Here is a 19,425-nt window from a genome sequence, read left to right on the forward strand (position 1 = left end):
ACCCGACGGCCCTCCACGGCCACCGGGCACCCAGCCCTGCCCACACCCACCCTGACCAGGTTCTATTTACGCGTCAGTGCCTTGTGAACCTGGCTCCGTGAGGTGAGGGGTGTGCGTTATGGGCGCTGCGTGCGGAAGCGCGACGCTCGTGGGTCGGCTGCGGCGCCCTGATCGGCATGGAACGCCAGTGGCGCGCCCGCATGGCGAGTCTGCGCACCAATGCCCTGGTCGCCACTGGCGCTACCGGCATACGCGACCTGCACCGGTACATCGCTGCCACTACCCCCAGGACCACACCGCACACGGCACGCTCGTGTGACTGCGTCCATTTCCTGGACCCGAGCGGCCGACCTGACCGCAGGCCATTGCCGGCGAGGAATCCACCGAGGCCGAGCGCCGCGGCCACCGGCGCCCGGGAGCGTCTCCCTGGTGCTGACGACAAGATCTACTTCATCCGGGACCGCGAACCCCTGACCGTCCTCCGCGACAAGTTCCGGTCGCCGCCCTGGCTGACCTTCATGGCCTGATGCGCGCCTGATGCGCGCCGGAGGCCGACGTCGCAGCCGAGGAGCGGGCTCAGCTGATGTCGAACAGCGGGCCGGTGATTGTGAGGCCAAGGCAGTCGCCGACGTACGAGAAGAACGCGATCAACATCGGGGCGGCGCCGCCCAGGGCGATGTCACGGCCGTCTTCGTCGTAGGCGGCGTCATTCAGGTCAACGTGAAGGCGGAGTCTGCGTGAGGCCGTCCGTTGACCTGGATGTGTACGTGGTGTACGCCCGGGTAGTAGCGGCGCGTGCTGATCGGCTTGAAGGAGTGCCGGCGGGTGCCGGTCCACCGCTCGCCAGGCGCCAGTGAACGGGTGGTGAGCTTGAAGACCTTCGGACTACGATCGCCGTTGGCCTTCACATGGTGGATCACATAGTCGATCACGACGTGCACCGTCCGGTCTCCGTTGTTGGCGACCTCGTAGTCGAAGAGCAGATGGTCCCCCACCTGGATCTCGGGTGTACGGACGTGGGGTGCGGCAACCGTGACGGGGGCGTCCGGATCGTGGCCGAGGAGGGTGAGCGCCTCCGCGTGGCCGGCTTTGACCAGGGTTCGCAGGCCGTGCCGGACCAGGCTCGCCGTCGTGGGTGCCGGGGCCTCCAGCCACCGCGCGGCGGCCTGGACGGCCACCTCGGGGTGGTCCCTGCTGATGTCGTTGAGGTGATTGGCCACGGAGCGGCGGACGTAATCGGATCCGTCGCGGTACAGCGCGTCCAGAACCGACAGGACCGGGGCAGGGTCAGCGATCAGTTCGGGGAGCCGTGACGCCCAGGGCAGTCGGGGCCGCGTCCCTTCGCTTGCGAGCCGGCGTACGTGCGGGTCGGCATGGCCGGTCCAGCCCTGGACGGTCCGCAGCGTGCGAGGGAGATCGCGGCGGAGGAAGGGTCGGACAGCGGTCTCCGCCGTCAGGCGCGGGGTGAGCTCCGCCAGAAGATGGAGGGCGGGTTCGAAGAGTTCGAGGCCGCGCTCCGCGACGGCCTCGGCGACGGGGAAGGTCATCCACCCGGTGAAGCCGGGATCCCGCAGGGCGGCCCGCACGACCTCCTCGAAGGCCGGATACTCGTCCGGCAGATCGGAGAGCACCGCCGCCTTGACGGCGGCGACCCGCTCACTGAACGACCGGCCGTCCAGGAGGGCGCCGCACCGCCGGAGCTGATCGGCGCCCGCCCCGCCGTTCACCCCTGCCAGCAGGGCGGCCAGGGCGCGGACGGTGTCCTCGCCGAGCAATTCGTCTGCCGTCGGCACGACGCTCCTCCTTTGCTGGTGGTGGCGGTTACGGCTGGGTGCTGTGCAGCACCTGCGCGTGGCGCATCTCGTGGACCGTTCCGATCCGGCTGAAGAACCCTGCCGCGGCGGGATCGCCCGGCATCTCCTCAGCCGCCCGTGCGGCGGCTTCGGGCGAGGACCACACGACGAAGTCGAGCATGGAGCCGTCCTCGAAGCGGGCGAGGTGCGCGCCCAGGAAGTCGGACCCGTACCGCTCGCGCAGCTGGGACACGAGCTGTTCGCGGTGGGCCACGAGCTCCGCGGGATCAGTGGTCTCGAACCGTACGTACTCGATGGTCGCGCTCATCGCGATTCCCCTCCAGTCATGACTCACGGATTTGGCAGCATAAATACGTGAGTCCAAGCTATCACGGCTTCGAGCAGGCGAATCCAGTAGTCCGGTAGGTTGGGGGTATGACGATCCGGAACCTCCACGAGATGCCGTGGATAGGCGAGGATCCGGTCCTCGACCTCGCCAACACGGTGCTCTGCGATGCGGGGCCGGCACGCGGTGACATCGACCTGCTGGCCGATGCTCGGCTTCTGGCCTCCTGGAGAAGCCGGACGCTGGACCGACGGCTGGCCGACCTGCCCCTGGAGGACCTCACGGCGTTGCGCGACCTGGTCCGGTGCGCGCTGGACGCGGCGGCCGGGCAGGCAGCCCTGCCCGAGAGCGTGCGGACGCGGCTGAACGACCTCGCCTCCGCGGCCCCGGTGACTCTCTTCGTCAGCGCCGACGGCCGACTCGGCCAACGCGAGACCGGCGGGGCGGCCGATGCGTCGGTCGCCCGTCAGGCTCTCGCCCTCGCCGCCGGACCGGATCAGGCAAGGCTCCGGCGCTGCTACGCCCCCAGCTGCGGCATGTTCTTCCTCGCCCGCAGGCGGGACCAGGCATGGTGCTCACTCGGCTGCGGCAACCGGGCCCGCTCGGCACGGCGGCAATCACAGCCACCCGCATGACCCCTGCGCACCCCCGCCCGACGAGGCGGCGACCGGGCCGAGCCAGCCCACCGACCCGCGCTGTCTTCGCACTCCTGCCGACCGGAACCGCGACGGCCGGTCCGGCGGCCGCAAATGGCAGCGACAGCAGCAAGGACCAGACCGTGAAGGCCGTCCTGCAGAACAAGCCGCCCGTCTTCGGGAACATGGCCGATCCGCAGCCTGGCGACGTGCTGCTCTTCGAGGAACCCGCGGTGGATCCGGACTCGGGCAAGGCGATCGGTGACTCGTTGACGCGCGTCCATGTACTGAAGGACGGCAGTTTCCTGCTGGACTGCACCGTGCGGCTGACCGACAAGGGCAATCTCGTGTTCGCCGGGGGCGAGGAGTTCTCGAACGTCGTGAAGAAGGCCACGTTCACCGTTGTGGATGTGCGCGGCATCCCCTGCTAGCAGCACGCGACCGCTGCGGTAGGTGCCGGCCGGGCGCCGGTGGACCCGAAGCGCGAGGCCCAGTCGACGTGACGGATCACGGCGGCGGGGACCCCGGCCAGGGCCTCCAGGGCGCAGGCCGCGGCGCCGGGGACGTCACCCTCCGGGGTGTCCTCTTCGGCGGGCGTCATGGCCTCCACCGGCCCTCCCCGGGCAGCGGGAACGCTCCGAGCACGCGGTCGCCGCTGAGCCAGACGGACACCGCGTCACGCGACAGTGCCAGCTCGGCCCGCCTACCGACTGACGGCCGAGGCCTCGGCCCGCACGTTCCCCTGCGCTTGAGCCGATGAGCCTATTTATCTTACGGGTCGACCCGTAAGATAAATGCCATGAGTTCCTCTCCGCCCTCCAGGGGGCGTCCCAGGGATCCCCGTTCGCACCAGGCGATCATTCGCGCGACCGTAGAGCTGGTGGCTGAGTCCGGTTACGCCGCAACATCGATCGGGGCCGTGGCGGCGCGGGCCGGCGTCGGCAAGGACACGATCTACCGGCGATGGCCGGGCAAGCCGGAGCTGGTCTTCGAGGCCGTGTTCACCACCACTGACCACGCCCCGATACCGGACACCGGAACACTGATCGGGGACCTGACCGTACTGCTCCAGGGCCTGGTCGAGGAGTTCCGGTCGCCTGCCGCCGCAGCGGCGCTCCCCGGACTGCTCGCCGACTTCGCCGCCGATCCGGCTCTGAAGGCGTGCATCCGCGGCGAGTTCCTGGCCCCGTCGAAGGAGCGACTGCTGATCGTCTTCGAACGCGCCGCGCTGCGCGGGCAGATCGCGGCCAGCACACCAGTCGACCTGGTCCTCGACACCCTCGCAGGAGCGGTGTTCTTCCACATCGGACTGGTCGGAGAACATCCCACCCCGCAGCTGGCCGGTCGGCTGGCTGCCGTCGTAGCCCAAGGAATCGAAATCCGATGAACGGATGGCTCCTCGCAGCAGGCATCACCGCACTCGGCGTCGCTGCAGTGCACATCGCCGGCGGGCACCGCGACACAGTGCGACCGCTGCTCTCCAGCGGGCTCGCAGACGAGCCCAAGCGCGCGCTCCACGCCGTGTGGCACATGGTCACCACGGACCTGTTGCTCTCCGGAGGCGCTCTGGTCTACCTGTCGCTGGCGAACGACACAGCGGGGACCGACCTGGTCGCATGGTTCGTGGCCGCGCACTTCCTCGCCTACGGGGCGGTCTTCCTGGCCATCACACTGACGGTCGGCTGGCCCAGGCCACTGCTCCGGCTGCCGCAGTGGATCCTGCTCCTGCCGGTCGCACTCATGACCATGGCCGGCGCCACGTAGCTAGAACCCGGGCAGGAGCGTCGTCCGGTTCACTCCGGCCGTCGCCTGCATGTACGGCGGCGACCGTGGGTCGGTTTCGGGGTCCGCCAGCCGGGGCAGCCAGCGCCAGTTCTGGGTGACGGTTCAGGCGCTGTGGCGGGGCGGGGGCGGGGTGTCGGGGCTCGGTTCTGGCGGGTGGCGGACTCTGCGTCGACGCCTGCTCAGGTATCCGGCGAGGAGCAGGGTAGCGAAGAGGGCCGGGCCGACGGCGTCCAGAGTGTCGGCGATCACGCGCTGTACGGCGCCGGCGGCGTCGATGACCGGATCCTGGGTGGCGGGGTCGCGCTGGACCCGGATCTCGTACCAGCCGTAGTACGCGACGTACGCGCCGACGAGGAGCAGGAGTCCGCCGCCGATCCGGGGTGCGAGCGCGCCGGCGCGGCGCAGGTGGGTGACGGCGGTGGTGCGGGTCAGTGGGGCACCAGGGCGCCCAGAACCACAGCACGGTGGGCCTGCCCGCGAGGGTCTTCGCGTCGAAGGGATTGCCGGTCCACAGTGGTGGCGGAGAAGTCCAGTACGGCGGGGGCCTGGGCGCCGGCGGCGCCGGTCGAGCCCGGGTCCGACGGGGCGGGCGCGGACGCCGTCGCTGGGGCGGCGCCCGCGCCGGTGGCGGGCCCCGAACCCTCGTCCGCTTCGCACCCGGTGAGGGTGAGAAGGGCAGCGGCCAAGGCGGCTGGGACGAGGGTACGGGTTCTCGCCGAAGATCGTGCCCGGCGTGATGACGGCGGTGGTCAGGGCGCGGCCGTCGGCGGAGACGCGGAAGACGCGGACGCGGCCCTTCTTGCGGATGAACAGCACCTCGCTGGGCTGGGTCGGTTCGTACAGGATTTCGCCCGAGCTGTAGGACTTCATGGGGGCCGCGGTGGCGATGGATTCCATCTCCTGTTCGGAGATGTCGCAGAAGATGTCGACCTCGGCCACGCACCAGGGCTGGTCCGTGTCGTCTGCGGTCATGGCGTGTGTCCCCTCGCGTCGTCCCGGTGCCCAGGGCGGGGGCGCGGCGCCCCACGCCGGGCTGCCCAGCGCGTCCGCGCTGTCGGCCAGACAGTGGGGCACGGCGTCACCGCCGCCCCGGATGCGACGCGTATCGGGCGGTGCGGGTTTCATCCTCCGGCCGTACCACTCCGCGGCCAGCCGTCGCGCGGGCGATCGTGGCGAACGTCAGACCGGCGAGGAGCCCGAAGACCAGGTGGGCGCCGAGGCTGGAGGCGCTGAATTCGTTCCAGTCGAAGACCGGCATGCCCATGTTGGCCGACATGATCCACAGGGCGCCGAAGGTCCACCACGCCGCACCGTAGACGAGACCGAGGACGGCGGCGGGCAAGGGGCTCCGGGCGAAGGGGCCGAGCAGCGCGCCGAACCTGACGCCCGCGAACAGCGCGATGGACAGGTGGATCAGCCAACCGGCGAAGGCGTTGGTCGTACCGAGCAGCCCGGCCACCATCGTGATCATCGCGGTGTCCATCACGGGACGGGACACCGACATCCAGATGCCCATCCCCACGCCGCCGACCAGACCCGCCGCGGCCCCCCAGACCGTGTGGTCCGGGATGACGGCTGTGCTCGCGTAGGCCCGCAACGCGCTGGTCATTGCATATCGCCGATTTCTGGCTTCGGATTCCCTCGTCCTCAGGACGACGTTAGGAGGCGGGGTGGGCGCCGCTATAAAAAAGCGCTTACGTACCCGCTGGTAGATCGCCCGGCGCCGTGCGGGTCATCGGTCACACCCAGTGTAGGGGTCGGGGTCACCGCCTTCCGCCCATACCACCAGGCGCCGGACGCAGTGCATCCAGCCTTCCGCGTGGGCGGTGCACGCCTCGGAGGGCAGGATGCGGTGGGCCAGGCGCGGCAGGGTGCCTTTCGCCGACCGGTTCGAGTGTCAATGACACTCAACACCCCCGAACTACCAAGAGGTCCTGCCCTCATGCACTCATCACTCGAGATCATCCGATCCGGAACCCTGCTCGACCCCCAAGGTCGGCGATCGGTATGAATACGGATTAATCGTTCAACGGGGCCGTTCGTGTTTGACAGGCCCTGGCCCGGCTCCGCAGGCCGTGCCGCTGGTATCGCTGCTGTGATCGCTGACCGGGCACCGGCAGCCATGCGCGAGGTCGCGACCAGAACTACGCTCTTCCCGCGGATGTTGACCTCTCGCAGTACACGAGTGTGAGCATCTGGTGCGACCGCTTCAATGTCTCCTTCCGTGCCGCGGCCCTCGCGAAGGCCTGACAGCCTGGCGACAAGCGGCCCGCCGACCCGGGGTCGGCGGGCCGCTTTGACAATCCCCTCGTTTCGTGGAGACCTGCTCGATGGAGCCCGTCCCATGGTGAGGCCGGCCCGGTACTCGTGTTCGTAGTCGATCGGCCGACGCGAAGGAAGGGTTGCTGGGAACGAGCCGACAGTGCCGTCGGTCCCCCCCTCGCGCGCGATGCTCGCGCCGGATCGCCGCGTACAGCTCGACCTTCGACAAGACGAACCTCAGGCCCGTAGCGCGCGTCGCAGTCGGCGTCCGAGGACCTCGACGGTGAGGCTGAGGGCCAGCGACGCCAGCAGGATGCCGGCGACGACGGGGAAGTCGAAGGCTGCAAGGCGTTCGCTGAGGAGTCGGCCCAGGCCTGCGACGCCGACGACGCCGACGATGGCGGTGTCACGCACGCAGATCTCGAACCGGTACAGCGTGTAGGTGACAAGGTGATGGGCGGACGGGGGCCCGACGGCGAGCATGGCAGAGACTGTCCGGGGCAGGCCGGCGTTGCGCAGGGAATCCCGTGGCTGGAGGTCCATGGTCTCCCAGGCTTCGGCGACCAGCCTGCCGAGGATGCCGCCGGTGTAGACCCCCAGCGCCAACGCCCCGGGCAGTACGCCTGGGAAGAGGGTCAGGAGTGCGACGACGGCCCACACCGTCGGGGGCACCGACCGCAGAGCCAGGAGCAGCAGCCGGGCCGCCCCCCAGACGCCTGTCCGGGCCACGGCCGCGGGGGCGCGGCGGTCGGCGCGTGGGCGGCTTGCCCAGGGGCCCACGACCAGGGTGATCGCGATCGCCACGAGCATGGCGAGGACGGCCATGCTCACCGTGTCGAGGGCGGCGTCCGCCAGCACCCGCCCACCGCCTGCGGGGAATGCGGGCGGCCAGAGGTCTGTGAGCAGCCGGCTGCCGAGATCCCGGGTGCGAGCCGAGACGAGGCCGGCAGGCGAAAGGCCCACCCACCACCACGCGGCCGCGACCGCCGGCAGCATCAAGGCCAGGGACCAGCGGGTCGGGCGGGACAGGCCGCGCGGCGTCCGGCTCTCGTCGCGGGTGCGCTCGCGCCCGACCGACCAGTCGGCGCAGGTCACCACCGCGACGTCGCGGCGAACGCGGTTGCTCCACAGCTCGACGGCCGCCGCCAGCAGGAGCAGTGCTGCGACAAGCGTCCAGACTTCGCTCCAGTTGCGGGACTGCAGACTCACGATCAGTTCGAATCCCAGGCCGCCCACGCCCGCGATGCCCAGCACGACCGCCGACCGCAGTGCGCACTCCAGACGGTAGAAGGAGTAGGACAGCAGCAACGGCGCTGTGCGGGGAAGAAGGGCGTAGGCCAGCGCGGAACCACGGCGGGCGCCGAGGGCGCGCAGCGCACGCAGCGCCGTGTCGGGCACGGCGTCGAAGGTCTCCCCGAAGACCTGGGCGCTCTGTGCGCCGAAGGGCAGGGCGAGGGCCAGGACGGCGACGAGCGGGTCGAGGCCGAAGACGCTGACGAAGAACAGCGCCCACACCAGCTCGTGGACCGAGCGAACCGTCACCAGCAGGCCGCAGAGCAGAAGTCGGCCCGCACGAATCGGCCAAGGCGGCGAACTGCCCCACGCCACGTCGCTGAGGACCAGCCCGCCGATCAGTCCGATGACCAGTGCTCCGGCCGTCCCGAGCAGGGCGAAGGCCAGCGTGGTGGCGGTCGCTTCGAGGACCACGCCGAGGAACTCGGCCTCGAGGGAGGGGTGGAGTGCGGTCGCCGCCAGGTCGTCGAGGAGATGCAGACCGCCTCGGTTGACCAGTGCGCCGCCTGACGGCGTGGCGCGGTTGACGGCCCAGACCAGCAGACCGGTGAACGCGGCCAGCCCTGCCAGCCTGCGCAACGTCACCCGCCGCCCGCTGACGCCCTTCCGCTCAGCGGCGGCGGCCGGCGGTGACGGCGAGCGGACGGGTTGGAGCGTCATGCGAGTGCGTAGAGATCGTGCAGTGCGGCATCACTCACGTCGGCCACGGGATCGTCGAGAACGATCCGGCCGTCGCGCAGACCCACCACGCGGGCACAGTGCTCTCGGGCGAGTGACGGCTGGTGCAGGCTCACCACCAGCGTGCGCACGTGCGACGAGGTGCCGAGCAGGCCGAGGGTGCGTGCCGCGCGGACGGGATCGAGGCTGGAGACGGGCTCGTCGGCTACCACCAGTTCCGGCTCCTGCACCAGAAGCCGGGCGATCGCCACCCGTTGCCGCTCGCCGCCGGAGAGGCGTTCGGTGCGCTCGTGGAGCGCCCAGCTCAGGTCGACGCGGGCGAGTGCGTCCCGCACGACGTCGAGTGACCGGGGCCAGACCAGCGAGGCCAGGGCGCGGGGCGTACTCCACTGACCGAGCCTGCCCGCGTTGACGTTGTGCAGCACCCGGACCTGTTCGATCAGAGCGAAGTGTTGGCTCACCGTGCCGATGCGCTGCTGGAGCAGTCGAAGCCGTGAGGCCGACAGGAGCGCCGGGTTCTCGCCGAAGACCTCCACGGTGCCCGTGGTCGGCGTCAGGGACCCGTTGAGCAAGGCCAGCAGCGTGCTCTTCCCGGCGCCGCTGGTGCCGAGAACCGCCACGCGTTCCCCGGCGTGGACGGTGAGGTCGAGATCGCGCAGCGCCTCGTGCGAGCCGTAGCTGTGCCCGACCCCGCACAGCCGGAGCACGGGCGAGGCGTTCACCGCAGCAGCCCCAGGTCGCGGGCCACATCCTCGATGCGGTCGTAGGCGGAGTTCTCGGTCCGGACGAACGACTGCGCTCCGAAGAGCTTGAGAATCTCCGCATCCTCGGAATCCCCGGCGTCGAGATCCAGGAGCAGGTCGAGCACCTTCCGCCGGGTGCCGGACCCGAAGGTCTCGTCGAGATCCGGACGTGCCAGCCATTGGTAGTCGGCGTAGCCGGGGGTGCGCCACAGCTCCCTCACCCCGCTCAGGTCGATCTCGCCGGCCGCGGCACTCGCCTTCCACACCTGCTCGTTGACGGCCCCGACCTCGAAGCTGCCGGTGGCGACCGCCTCGATGGTGGCGTCGTGCGAACCGGAGAAGCCCGGTGCCCCTCGTAGGTCGCTCAGCTCGAGTCCCGCCTTCCGCATGAAGAACTGCGGCATGAGCCGGCCCGAAGTGGACGTCTCGCTGCCGAAGGTGAGGGTGTGTCCGGCGAGAGAGCGCAGACCGTCGATCGTGTCGAACGGCCGCAGACCGGAGTCGGCGCCGGCGATGAAGACACTGTGGAAGTCAGCATCGATGTCACGCTGCGCGAGAGCGGTGGCACCAGGCACGCGTACCCGCGCCTGGACGCCGGTGAGCCCGCCCATCCAGGCCAGGTGGATGTCGCCGATCTCGAAAGCACGCACCACCGCGGAGTAGTCGGTGACGGGCCGGTAGGCCACCGGGACGCCGGTGGCGTCGGCGAACCGTTCGGCGACCGCCGGGTAGAGCCGGTTGAGGAGTTCGGGGTCCTGGTCGGGGATGGCGGAGATTCCGAGCTGTCGGGCATCCGAACCGCCCCCGCCCCCGCTGCCACAGGCGCTCAGCACCAGCATCGCACCGGTGCCGAGGAGGAAGGTGCGACGGGTCAACGGGTTCTGGGGCATTGCTCTCCCTTACCGCCGGGCGGATGGTGATCGCGCTTTCGAGATCAGTCGCGGGGTGAGGATCGGTCCCGAGCGCCGACGACCGCCAGGGCGACCACCGCAATGGACAACAGGAAGGCCGCCGACGTCGCGGTGCCGCCCAGGAACGGATCGGTGAAGCCGATCTGGGCGTAGAGGGAAAGGGCTGCCACGAGGCCGACGACTGCTGCCGCACGTCCGAGGAGGGCCGTGCCGCTGCGGGCGGCCGCCAGCAGCAGTCCGCCGACCAGCACCAGCACCACACCGCCGGCCAGGTTGTATTCGCCGAGGCTGAGCGACAGGTCGGTCGAAACCAGCCCGGGACCACGCGGGTCGAGGGGATCCCCAGCGGAGCGCACCACGCTGTACGCGCCGACGACGACGGCGACCGCACCCCAGATCTCTCCGAGGCGCCGGGCGGGGAGTCCGGACCGTACCGCGTCGACGGCGAACATCCGCCCGGCCGAGGAGAACAGGACGCATGGGCGCCGATCATCAGCCAGTAGGACCACGGCCATTCGTGGGGGGCGAAGGCGACCGAGAGGCCGATGGCCAGTGACTGGGCCACGCCGAGTGCGGCGGCCACCCGTACCCAGGCACCGGTCAGGAGCATCACCGCGAGAGCGGTCTCGACGATCAGCACTGCCCAGCCGAAACCTCGATATGGGGCAGCACGAGATGCTCCACGACCCAGCTGAACGGTGGGAGGACCGGATGGCTCACCGCGAAGGAGGCGAAGTGGGTGAGCCCGCTGAAGCCTGGGGGACGCTTCCACTCGACGTTGTACAGCCACATCAGGCCGAGCAGGAGGACGCGGAGGAACACCGCGGCGGCGGCGTGTCCGCGGGGGACGTCCTCGGCCGCGGGAGCAAAGAGCCAGCGGACGAGATTCTTCCCCCTGAGCGCAGTCGCCATCGGTGTCTCCTTCATCTCGGGTGGACCGGTGAGTCCTGCTCAGGCACAGCGGAAGACCTCACGTCCCGACCGGGCGGCGGCGTCCTGTACGGCGAGGGTGTCGCGCACCACGCCGAAGACCTCGGACAGCGGCAGCGGGGCGTCGGCGATCCGCAGGTGCGGGTTGGTCACGGCCACCGGGTGCCACCAGGCGCCGTCCGCGGTGAGAGTCGGCTCCGGCTCAAGACTCTCGAGGGAGACGTGCACTCCCTCGGTCGCGAAACCTTCCTGGGCCACGGGGCGGATGACACGGTCCTCGGGAGCGATCCCGACATCGTCGAGGCGCCGGTGCAGCGCGTCGACGCCCTGCGGGTCCTCGTCGTACAACGTGGCGGCCACCCGCACCCGGAATCCGAGCGAGCGGGCCAGCGCGATGCCGTCCATGGCCTTCGACCACGAGCCGGCACCCCGCTGTCGGTCGTGCAGCTCGGGCGTGGCCGAGTCGAGGCTGATCTGCAGCACCACGTCACGGTCCAGGTTCTCCAGGGTGTCGCGGCGGCTGCCCCTTGCGAAGATCATGCCGTTTGTCAGGACGGTGCGGTCCAGGCCGGCGCCGGCGGCCACCAGGGCACCGAGCTCGGGGTGCATCAGGGGCTCGCCGCCGGTGAAGAACACCTCGCGGCCACCCTGGGGGAGGAACTCGGCGAAGGCCGCGGTGGCGACAGCGGGATCGAAACGCCGGGCGGCGGCCTTCGGAGAGGATTCGGCGCAGCAGTAGCGGCAGGCGAGATTGCAGTTGAAATTGGTGTAGACCCACAGTCGTCGGCCCACCGGTGTCCGCTCGCCCCGGCTGAAGACCGTGTCCGGACCGGTGGACGCGCCCGTCTTGCTCACCGCGAACCACCATGGGCCTTCGGACGACTCGGCGAACTCGGTCACCACATCGTGCCCGACCAGGTCCGCCCAGGCCGGCAGGTCGGTGACCACGCTGACCTCCGCGCTGCGCACACCGAGTAGCTGCCCGGGCTCCAGACGCCTCATCGCGCGGGTGATCAGCAGCAGCAGACCGCTGCCGCAGTCCATGTCACCGCCGTCGACGAGGGCAGCGACCTCACCAAGGGGATTCGGTGCCCGATCGGGATCAGCCGGCTGAGACATGTCTCCCACGGTAGCGGCGACAATGCCCGGCGTAGAGCTGATCAGTGATGACGAAACGGTGATGTCGTCGTCCGCCTCTGCGAACCGAGTCCCTGGGGTCTACTGTCGGAGCCATGACCGACGGCATGACGCGCCCCGACAACGCAGCGTCCCGCGCGACGTTCTGGGAAGAGGTCCATCACGGCAAGAACGTCGACGGAGTCTCCTGGTGGCAGTCGGTCCCAGGACTCTCCCTCGGCCTCGTCGACCAGACCGGGCTCGGCCCCGACGAGCCGATCATCGATGTAGGGGCCGGATGGTCAACGCTGGTAGACCACCTGGTGGAACGCGGTTACCGCGACCTGTCGGCGGTCGACCTGTCGGTCACCGCCCTGCAGACCGTCAGGGACCGGCTCGGCCCGGCGGGCGCGGACGTCGTTCTGACCGTCGCCGACGTGCTCGACCTGCGCATGGGCCGCACCTACGCGCTGTGGCACGACCGAGCCGTCTACCACTTCCTCACCGAACCGGAAGAGCGCGCCGACTACCTGGCGTCGCTGCAACGCTCTGTGCGACCGGGCGGATGGCTCGTCGCGGCGACGTTCGGCCCGGACGGCCCGACCACGTGCAGCGGCCTGCCGATCGTTCGCTACACCCACGCCGAACTCGCCGACCAGTTCCCCGGCTTTCAGCTCGTCGACACGGCAGGGGAGGACCACCGCACCCCATGGGGAACCTCCCAGCAATTCACCGCGGTCCTGCTGCGACGCGCAACCGACACGACCACCCCTGCGGGGGTAACGGCGCGCCAAAACGCGCACCAGGTGGGGCGCGACGTCTAACCGGCAGCCGTGCTGGAGATGTAACATTCCGCCGACAAAGAGGAACGTACCGGGCCCCACCTGATGAAGTCCGGACAACACGTCGCCGAGCAGGTCGGTCCCCCGCAGAGTCCTGACGGTCTTCGACGTCTTCCACGAGGCGTTCCAGGACCCCGGCTTCCGGGGTTGCCCGTTCACCAACGCAGCCGCCGAGTACCCCCACCACGAGGGAATCCGGGACGCCATCGCCGACGACCGCGCCTGGCTGCCCGCCCTGTCCGCCCGCCTGCTGGAACCGCTCGGCGGCGACTCCGACAGCGGCCTGATCGCCGCCCTCGTGCAACTCTGCGACGGGGCCATCACCGCGGCCCACCTCGACCGCTCCCCCGCCAGCGCCCTGACCGCGCGGTCAACCGCCGAGCTCCTGCTGGCCGCACACCTGCCCGCGGGAAACGCCGTGGAGGCGGCGACCATGACCGGGGCGGGTCAGAGCTTCGCGTCGAACAGGGCCAAGGCAGCGCGGACCACACGGTCGAAGGGGGGCCGTACTGCCTGCCGCGCGGCTGAGCACCTGAGCTCCCTTCGAGCAGACTGATCAACAGGCTCGCCCTGCCCTGGGCATCCTCGGGCGAGAGACCGGCGTCGGGGGAAGGGTCAGCAGCCAGCTGGCCCTTCCCCCGGGGAAGTGGTGATAGATCGCCCCGCGGGCGGCTCGTGGCTGCGATCAGCCAGGGTTAGACGCTCTGCCCGCAGGATCAGTGCGGGCTGTACTCCCGAGCCGACCAGGGTCGCGCATGTCAGGCGGCCTTGAGGGCGGCCGCGCCGAAGGAGAGTGAGCAGGATGTTGTAGGCGGTGCGGCCGATGACTCGCTCCTCCTCGTCCGGGCTCTCCACCCAGCCCGCGTACTTCTCCGCGTGGATGTACGGTCGCGGAGGTCATCTTGCCCTTCCACTTGAGCTGGTACGAGCTCTCGGCGTCGTAGATGGCCCCGTTCATCATGGCCGCGGCCCGCGCCATCGGGACGGGACCGCCGCCCACCCTCTTGAAGACGTTCTGACAGGACGTCGTTCCAGCAGTGCACCGGGTCGGCGATCGACTGCGCCGGCAGCGCCGTTTGCGCGGGCTGCGGAGCCACCGTGAGGATGCTTCCGGTCGCCGCCAGGACGGCTCCACAAGCCGACCCTGCGGGCCCTCGCCTACGCGCGTGCCGTCCGCCCGGACCGGCTGGAGGCCCTGACCGTCTCGGTGGACCGGGAGAGCGCCGCCGAACTCCAGTGGCAGTGGGCGGAGTACGACATCCAGACCCCGCTTAAGGTCATCGACTCCCCGTTCCGCGAGATCACCCGTCCGGTGGTGGAGTACGTGCGGTCCATCCGGCGCGACAGCACGCGCGATGTGGTCAGCGTCTTCATCCCCGAGCACGTGGTCGGCCGCTGGTGGGAGAACCTCCTGCACAACCAGTCGGCCCTGTGGCTGAAGCCCGCGTAGTACATGCCCGCGAACAGCCCGATCAGCCGGCGGCCACGGGCCCGCCGGTATCCGCCGACGTAGGAGATGGCGGTCAGCAGATCGCGCGCCTGGTACGGGTTGGCCACGACGCGCGGATCCACCGAGACGGCCGGCTTGGGCACCCGCCAGCGGACCCGCGCCAGCGGGTTGCTGCCCAGCTCGCCCCGCTCCATGGCGTAGTGCAAGGCGTGCACCAGCACCTTGCGCTTGCGCCGCATCGTCTCGACGGCCGCCTCACCACCGTCGAGCTTGCGACGCAGCGACTCCAGCACGTCACGCGCCAGAATCGGATCGTGCAGGTCGACCAGCGGCCGGGACGCCTTCGCCACCCACTGCAGCACCAGCCGGTCCTCCGCCGGCGACCCGTCTGCCCCGGCCCGGGTACGACGAAAGCCCAGTGCCGAAGGGCTCGGCGCAGCAGCAGCACGTTCGGCCGGCCGGGAAGGTCCCAGCACATCGCCAGAGTGACGGCTGTCAGCCCGTCGCTGACCTCGTCACGGGTCTTCGCCGCCCGGCCGGGCCAGTGGGCCCGCGCGTACTCGGTCGCGAAGGCGTACCAGCTCAGCTGAGACGGCCCCCGGGGCGTGTGAGCAGCCGTGTTGCCCTGGGCCAGGCCCACGCGAATGGCCCGCACCAGCTCCGCGCCGAATTCGCCCGCCAAGTCCGCGACAGCGCTGCCGCGCTCCTGGCACCCGTCACCATCCGACCGCGCCGCGAAGTCCGTTGCAGCACCGCTGTATCGCCCGTTCGAGTCCATGCCCGCCTCCTTCAGATCGGCGGGGGCATGACTGCCCGGCACATCCACTCGAACATCCCCCGGCAAGAGGGCACTCGGGTATCGCCCGGTTGACGAGTGCGGATTGTCGGACGTTCGACAGGGCTCCGCCGCAGTCATATCCGGCTCCGGTGTGGCCGGTTCCGCACCGCGCTTCCCCATGCGCACTTGCATGCGCCCCCGCACCCCGCACTACCGTTCCCGGCCGGCCGGGGCACGCGGACACCGCGGGGGGGATGCATGGCAAGAACAGCGCGACAGATCCTGAACACCCTCGACCGCCACCGGAGCGTTCGCATCCGGTCTTCAGCGGAACTCGTTGCCCATGTCGACTCCGCAGCGGCGGCCATCGACCGGCAACGCCGGGAAAACCGCCAGGAAGCGGTACGCAGGAAACCCGGCCTGCGGCCCGTCGCACAGGCCGAGTGCGGCCGTTCCCTCGAGCTGACGCCGTGGCAGGTGCTGCACGCCGTGGCGCGCGGCTACATGCTGGCCGGCCAGGGAATGGGCCGGGGGCTCGCGGAACACTGGCTGAGCCTGAAGTACTGCGGCGCTTCACGGCAATCGCGCCGGATCGATGGACCTCACCGACAAGGGCCGCACTCCCGAGCGCTGGTACAAGGCCATGCAGGCCCGGGAGCTGGCCGTGGGCTTCGGCCTCGCGGCGGCAGAACACATCGTGCAGCAGCGCTACCCGGACCACATCGTCTCGGCCGTGGACACGAGCACAATTCTGCGGGCCGGCTGGGCCCTGGGCGGCTCACAACGGGACAAGGGGTCTCGGCCCCGGCCTGACTACGTCATCGAAGCGTGGAAGCCCGGCGAACCGTCGAAGGTCATGTTCGTGGTCTGTCGGGGAAACCATCCCAAGCCGAGCAAGCGCACCGGCCGGACCCGCAGCACCACGATCCGGCAACTGGTCAAGGGAGCCGAACTGGCCGAGGGCATGCAGATCGGCCCGTGGAAGACGACACCGTGCCTTCTCCTCTCCACCGAGCTCATGGGCCAGGGCGGAATCGTGGTCAATGCCCTGCAATCCCCCGGCGAATCCCTGCTCCCTCTCCGTCTACTGGGTACCCCCGGAAACGCGGATGAGGAGATCAAGGACAAGGCCGGCATCCCCTACCCCAACGCCATGCGTATACCCGCCCGCGACGGGAACCGGTTGCGGAATGCCGACGGCTTCCAGGTGGGCGAGGAAACCTCGGCTGGTTCGGCCAGCTCCTGGCCCGCACCGGCACCGCCGGCCTGACCGCATTCGCCGGCGGCGGACAAAATACGGCCCAGTACCTCACCACGCGCCAAGGCCGAGAGCACTACGACGTCCCCACCTTCGCCGCCACCTCCAGCTACCACGACGCGGAAATCACGGTCGGCGGCACGAAATTCGTCGGCACCGACCACGTCTTCCGCATGGAGACGGTACGAATCGAGGCGTTCTCCGGTATGGCGTCGGGCCTGTTCAACCTGGTCAAAGACGGCCGTGTGGAGGAGTACCGGCAGGCAGCCTACGAACTGCGTTCCACACGCCCCGGCACCCATGAAACCGAGAAATGGAACGGCCCGATCTCATTCCACCCCGACGGCACCGTCATGGCCCTGAACACCCTGCCCGTCCGCAGAAGGCGCCCGCTCTGATCCGAACCCCCAGGACCACCCCATAGAGCGCAGGATCCCCGGTTGGCCTAACCGGGGATCCTGCGCATCATGGAAGACCCACCGCCACTCCCTGACCACCACGTCGAAAGGCCGCACCCAAACCGAACCCGCAATTACATAGACAGCCGCCCCCCATTCGCGACGCGGCACGGACCCCGTCACTCAGGCCAGGCGACGGGCCTTCTGCCCTCGGCCACAAGCCGGCGCCTCCGCACCGACACTCGGAAGCCTCCCGGCTATCCACGGGAGGCCATGACGCACGCCCTCCACCCGCCGCACCCCCGGGGCATCGCGGGAAATCCGCTGAACCCAGGCACGCCCGGCCCACTCGGCTGCCCGCACGCTTCCAGCCGCCCGCTCGTTCGATTGAAACCGGGATGCACGCCCCATACCCTTGCAGGAGCTTCGTGACCTCCGTCACGTCGCGCGAGCCAATCAACGCAGCACGGCAATCGCGCCAAGGCCACCAGATCGGACATTTCATTTTCGCGGGACATACGTGGGACGGCGGGCCTGATAACCCGTCAGGCAGCTCGCTGACCTGCTGAAACATGTGAAAATCCGACCTCCGGAGCCGTGTGCGCAGGTTCGAATCCTGCCGGGGGCACACTGAGAGACTGCGTTTTCGCAGGTCAGCATGCCTTAAGCCCGCTCCCTCCAGGGAGCGGGCTTTTTTGCGATATATATCGCGATACGCGACTCCCGGCCGCCACCTCACCGAAACCCACAGGTCACCCGGGCCTTTGGGAGAGTCGGCAGGCATGGCGGTGTTTGCGCGGGTGTGAACCCCCAGGGGGACCCAGAACATGGGAACTCGGGTCAGCGGTTGTCTGGTTGGAGGCGCGGGCCTTCGTCACCTCCCACGCACCCGCCTTGTTGCGTATGGAGGTACCGCAGCACTTCGAGGATCGCCGCGGCTTGGTGATGGGCTTCGACGAGGCCGTCGCCCGCGCCGACGCCTCCCGACTGCTGGAACAGCTGCTGGACGACGCTGTGCTGCTGCCCGGCTCCCGTGGCTACGCCGCCGCACGCCTCACGCACCTCGACCGCTGGCTCACCACCCCGCACCCCGCGCACGAAGGCCGTACCCCATTGGACGCGATCCACATCGAGCGCCGCCGAACATGGGCGGAAGCCCCGCCCGCCGCCCGGCGCCGACTGCGCGGCCCCGTGGCAGACCTGCTGGCCGTGGCGCCCGAGGTGCCCGACGCCACGGCCGAACCCCTGCGCTGGCTGCTGGAGTCGGTCGGCGACGGCGTGACGCTGACCCAGGCCGGCTACCTGCCACGCGCCCTCGTCATCCAGGCCGCCGAGCGCTACGACTGGTACCTGCCCGGCATGGTGCCGCGCACCGAACACGATGTCGCCCGCCTCGTCGAACTGCACGACCGACGGCCCCGACGAAGGCTGGGCATGGTCGGACAGCGCAGATCTGGGCGACAGGACCCGCCCCGAACGGTCATGTCCCTCGCCAAGGCCGCCGGTCTCGACGTGCCCGACGTGCGGCTCGTGCACCGAGACGAGCTTGATGAAAGACTCCCCGACCGCATGTGGCCGAGTACGGAGGAGTGGGCGTACGCCGTCCGCCGCTTCGACCGATCACCGGATCCGGCCCGCACACCCGTCCACATCGAGGACTTCGCGCAGGTTCGCGACAAGTACCCGCAGGACAAGTTCCAGTCTTCCTTCGAGACGGTGGCCGCCATCGCCTACCGCGGCCACGACCTCTCCTCCCTGCGGGAGGCAGTCCGGCGCATCATCTTCTCTGTGGCCGTCGGCAACGGAGACGCTCACCTCAAGAACTGGTCGCTCATCTACCGCGACCATCGCACCCCCGCTCTCTCTCCCGTCTACGACTTGGTATCCACCGTCCCCTATGCGCCCAGCGACGCACCCGAGGACCTGGGACTTAAGTTCGGAGGCAGCAAGGTCTTCGAACGAGTGCGGCTCGCAACCTTCGACCGCCTCGAGTCTGCCCTCGACAACCGTTTCGGACCGTCTGGAGCGCACCTCCGCGACATCTCGGCCGAAATCGTTCAGCGAGTACGAGCTGAATGGCCGTCGTACGAGCACCACTTGGCTGACAGCCCGCGCCTCCGCGCAGGGATCGAAGACTGGATCAACGCCTCGTCGAAGCGGCTCCTGAATGACGTCTGACACCCACCGCAACGGCTCACAGTGCCGCG

General features: G+C 69.8%; 21 protein-coding genes and 2 pseudogenes. 10 read left to right on the forward strand and 13 right to left on the reverse strand.

What is annotated here, in order from left to right; genetic code table 11:
* The first annotated feature begins 125 nt into the window (after positions 1-125).
* Positions 126-527, forward strand: coding sequence for an MgtC/SapB family protein (locus NLX86_RS34570; RefSeq protein ID WP_302061840.1), 402 nt, complete (start codon positions 126-128; stop codon positions 525-527).
* A gap of 183 nt (positions 528-710) precedes the next feature.
* Here the strand turns inward: NLX86_RS34570 and NLX86_RS27440 are convergent, their stop codons facing one another.
* On the reverse strand, positions 711-1,793 hold the full coding sequence (locus NLX86_RS27440) for a DNA alkylation repair protein (RefSeq protein ID WP_254374485.1): 1,083 nt from the start codon (positions 1,791-1,793) through the stop codon (positions 711-713).
* A 28-nt stretch (positions 1,794-1,821) separates the two neighbouring features.
* Positions 1,822-2,121 (reverse strand): hypothetical protein, encoded by a 300-nt coding sequence (locus tag NLX86_RS27445; RefSeq protein ID WP_254374486.1) that lies wholly within the window; start codon positions 2,119-2,121, stop codon positions 1,822-1,824.
* A 107-nt stretch (positions 2,122-2,228) separates the two neighbouring features.
* On the opposite strand from NLX86_RS27445, the gene NLX86_RS27450 reads away from it, so the two are divergent.
* Positions 2,229-2,774, forward strand: a complete 546-nt coding sequence (locus tag NLX86_RS27450) for an ABATE domain-containing protein (protein WP_254374487.1) — start codon at positions 2,229-2,231, stop codon at positions 2,772-2,774.
* Here the strand turns inward: NLX86_RS27450 and NLX86_RS35180 are convergent.
* Positions 2,657-3,268 (reverse strand): FAD-dependent monooxygenase, encoded by a 612-nt coding sequence (locus NLX86_RS35180; RefSeq protein WP_374213975.1) that lies wholly within the window; start codon positions 3,266-3,268, stop codon positions 2,657-2,659. The two genes, NLX86_RS27450 and NLX86_RS35180, sit on opposite strands and share 118 nt — an antisense overlap.
* Complete coding sequence (locus tag NLX86_RS27460) at positions 3,202-3,375, reverse strand: hypothetical protein (RefSeq protein WP_254374489.1); 174 nt, start codon at positions 3,373-3,375, stop codon at positions 3,202-3,204. Before NLX86_RS27460 ends, NLX86_RS35180 begins: the two co-directional genes overlap by 67 nt.
* A gap of 198 nt (positions 3,376-3,573) precedes the next feature.
* Between NLX86_RS27460 and NLX86_RS27465 the strand changes: the two genes are divergently transcribed.
* Positions 3,574-4,161, forward strand: coding sequence for a TetR/AcrR family transcriptional regulator (locus tag NLX86_RS27465; protein WP_302061835.1), 588 nt, complete (start codon positions 3,574-3,576; stop codon positions 4,159-4,161).
* A complete protein-coding gene (locus NLX86_RS27470) occupies positions 4,158-4,538 on the forward strand; it encodes a hypothetical protein (protein ID WP_254374491.1) in 381 nt (126 codons plus the stop codon). Before NLX86_RS27465 ends, NLX86_RS27470 begins: the two co-directional genes overlap by 4 nt.
* 123 nt (positions 4,539-4,661) lie before the next feature.
* Here NLX86_RS27470 and NLX86_RS27475 read toward each other — a convergent pair whose 3' ends face one another.
* Positions 4,662-5,633 carry a cyclic nucleotide-binding domain-containing protein gene (locus NLX86_RS27475; RefSeq protein ID WP_254374492.1) on the reverse strand — a complete coding sequence of 324 codons (972 nt, stop codon included), beginning with the start codon at positions 5,631-5,633 and terminating at the stop codon, positions 4,662-4,664.
* A 4-nt stretch (positions 5,634-5,637) separates the two neighbouring features.
* Positions 5,638-6,168 carry a hypothetical protein gene (locus NLX86_RS27480; RefSeq protein WP_254374493.1) on the reverse strand — a complete coding sequence of 177 codons (531 nt, stop codon included), beginning with the start codon at positions 6,166-6,168 and terminating at the stop codon, positions 5,638-5,640.
* Positions 6,169-6,695: 527 nt separating this feature from the next.
* On the opposite strand from NLX86_RS27480, the pseudogene NLX86_RS27485 reads away from it, so the two are divergent.
* A pseudogene (locus NLX86_RS27485) lies at positions 6,696-6,809 on the forward strand (DM13 domain-containing protein); the annotation flags it as partial.
* A gap of 249 nt (positions 6,810-7,058) precedes the next feature.
* Here NLX86_RS27485 and NLX86_RS27490 read toward each other — a convergent pair.
* The 6 genes from NLX86_RS27490 to NLX86_RS27515 form a co-directional block, all read right to left on the reverse strand.
* A complete protein-coding gene (locus tag NLX86_RS27490; protein ID WP_254374494.1) occupies positions 7,059-8,774 on the reverse strand; it encodes an ABC transporter permease in 1,716 nt (571 codons plus the stop codon).
* Entirely contained in the window at positions 8,771-9,514 is a 744-nt protein-coding gene (locus NLX86_RS27495) for a phosphonate ABC transporter ATP-binding protein (RefSeq protein WP_254374495.1), read from the reverse strand. The genes NLX86_RS27490 and NLX86_RS27495 overlap by 4 nt, the downstream gene beginning before the upstream one ends.
* Positions 9,511-10,425: a putative selenate ABC transporter substrate-binding protein gene (locus NLX86_RS27500; RefSeq protein ID WP_254374496.1), complete on the reverse strand. Its 915-nt coding sequence runs from the start codon at positions 10,423-10,425 to the stop codon at positions 9,511-9,513. Before NLX86_RS27500 ends, NLX86_RS27495 begins: the two co-directional genes overlap by 4 nt.
* A 44-nt stretch (positions 10,426-10,469) precedes the next feature.
* Positions 10,470-10,898: a hypothetical protein gene (locus tag NLX86_RS27505; protein WP_254374497.1), complete on the reverse strand. Its 429-nt coding sequence runs from the start codon at positions 10,896-10,898 to the stop codon at positions 10,470-10,472.
* Between the two features lie 181 nt (positions 10,899-11,079).
* Positions 11,080-11,358 (reverse strand): hypothetical protein, encoded by a 279-nt coding sequence (locus tag NLX86_RS27510; RefSeq protein ID WP_254374498.1) that lies wholly within the window; start codon positions 11,356-11,358, stop codon positions 11,080-11,082.
* Between the two features lie 39 nt (positions 11,359-11,397).
* Positions 11,398-12,495 carry a radical SAM protein gene (locus tag NLX86_RS27515; protein ID WP_254374499.1) on the reverse strand — a complete coding sequence of 366 codons (1,098 nt, stop codon included), beginning with the start codon at positions 12,493-12,495 and terminating at the stop codon, positions 11,398-11,400.
* 113 nt (positions 12,496-12,608) lie between these two features.
* Here NLX86_RS27515 and NLX86_RS27520 point away from each other — a divergent pair, with 113 nt between their 5' ends.
* Complete coding sequence (locus NLX86_RS27520; RefSeq protein WP_254374500.1) at positions 12,609-13,316, forward strand: class I SAM-dependent methyltransferase; 708 nt, start codon at positions 12,609-12,611, stop codon at positions 13,314-13,316.
* A 1,144-nt stretch (positions 13,317-14,460) separates the two neighbouring features.
* Positions 14,461-14,775 (forward strand): annotated as a pseudogene (locus NLX86_RS27525) (DNA-binding protein); the annotation flags it as partial.
* A gap of 1,111 nt (positions 14,776-15,886) precedes the next feature.
* On the opposite strand, the gene NLX86_RS27530 reads toward NLX86_RS27525, so the two are convergent.
* Positions 15,887-16,108, reverse strand: coding sequence for a hypothetical protein (locus NLX86_RS27530; RefSeq protein WP_254374501.1), 222 nt, complete (start codon positions 16,106-16,108; stop codon positions 15,887-15,889).
* Positions 16,109-16,157: 49 nt separating this feature from the next.
* On the opposite strand from NLX86_RS27530, the gene NLX86_RS27535 reads away from it, so the two are divergent.
* The 3 genes from NLX86_RS27535 to NLX86_RS27545 all read left to right on the forward strand — a co-directional run bounded on the left by NLX86_RS27535 (position 16,158) and on the right by NLX86_RS27545 (position 19,396).
* Positions 16,158-16,832 carry a hypothetical protein gene (locus NLX86_RS27535; RefSeq protein ID WP_254374502.1) on the forward strand — a complete coding sequence of 225 codons (675 nt, stop codon included), beginning with the start codon at positions 16,158-16,160 and terminating at the stop codon, positions 16,830-16,832.
* A 161-nt stretch (positions 16,833-16,993) separates the two neighbouring features.
* On the forward strand, positions 16,994-17,218 hold the full coding sequence (locus tag NLX86_RS27540; RefSeq protein ID WP_254374503.1) for a hypothetical protein: 225 nt from the start codon (positions 16,994-16,996) through the stop codon (positions 17,216-17,218).
* A gap of 903 nt (positions 17,219-18,121) precedes the next feature.
* Entirely contained in the window at positions 18,122-19,396 is a 1,275-nt protein-coding gene (locus tag NLX86_RS27545) for a type II toxin-antitoxin system HipA family toxin (RefSeq protein ID WP_254374504.1), read from the forward strand.
* Positions 19,397-19,425: the final 29 nt, after the last annotated feature.

The organism is Streptomyces sp. A3M-1-3 (assembly GCF_024213665.1).
Lineage (GTDB): Bacteria > Actinomycetota > Actinomycetes > Streptomycetales > Streptomycetaceae > Streptomyces.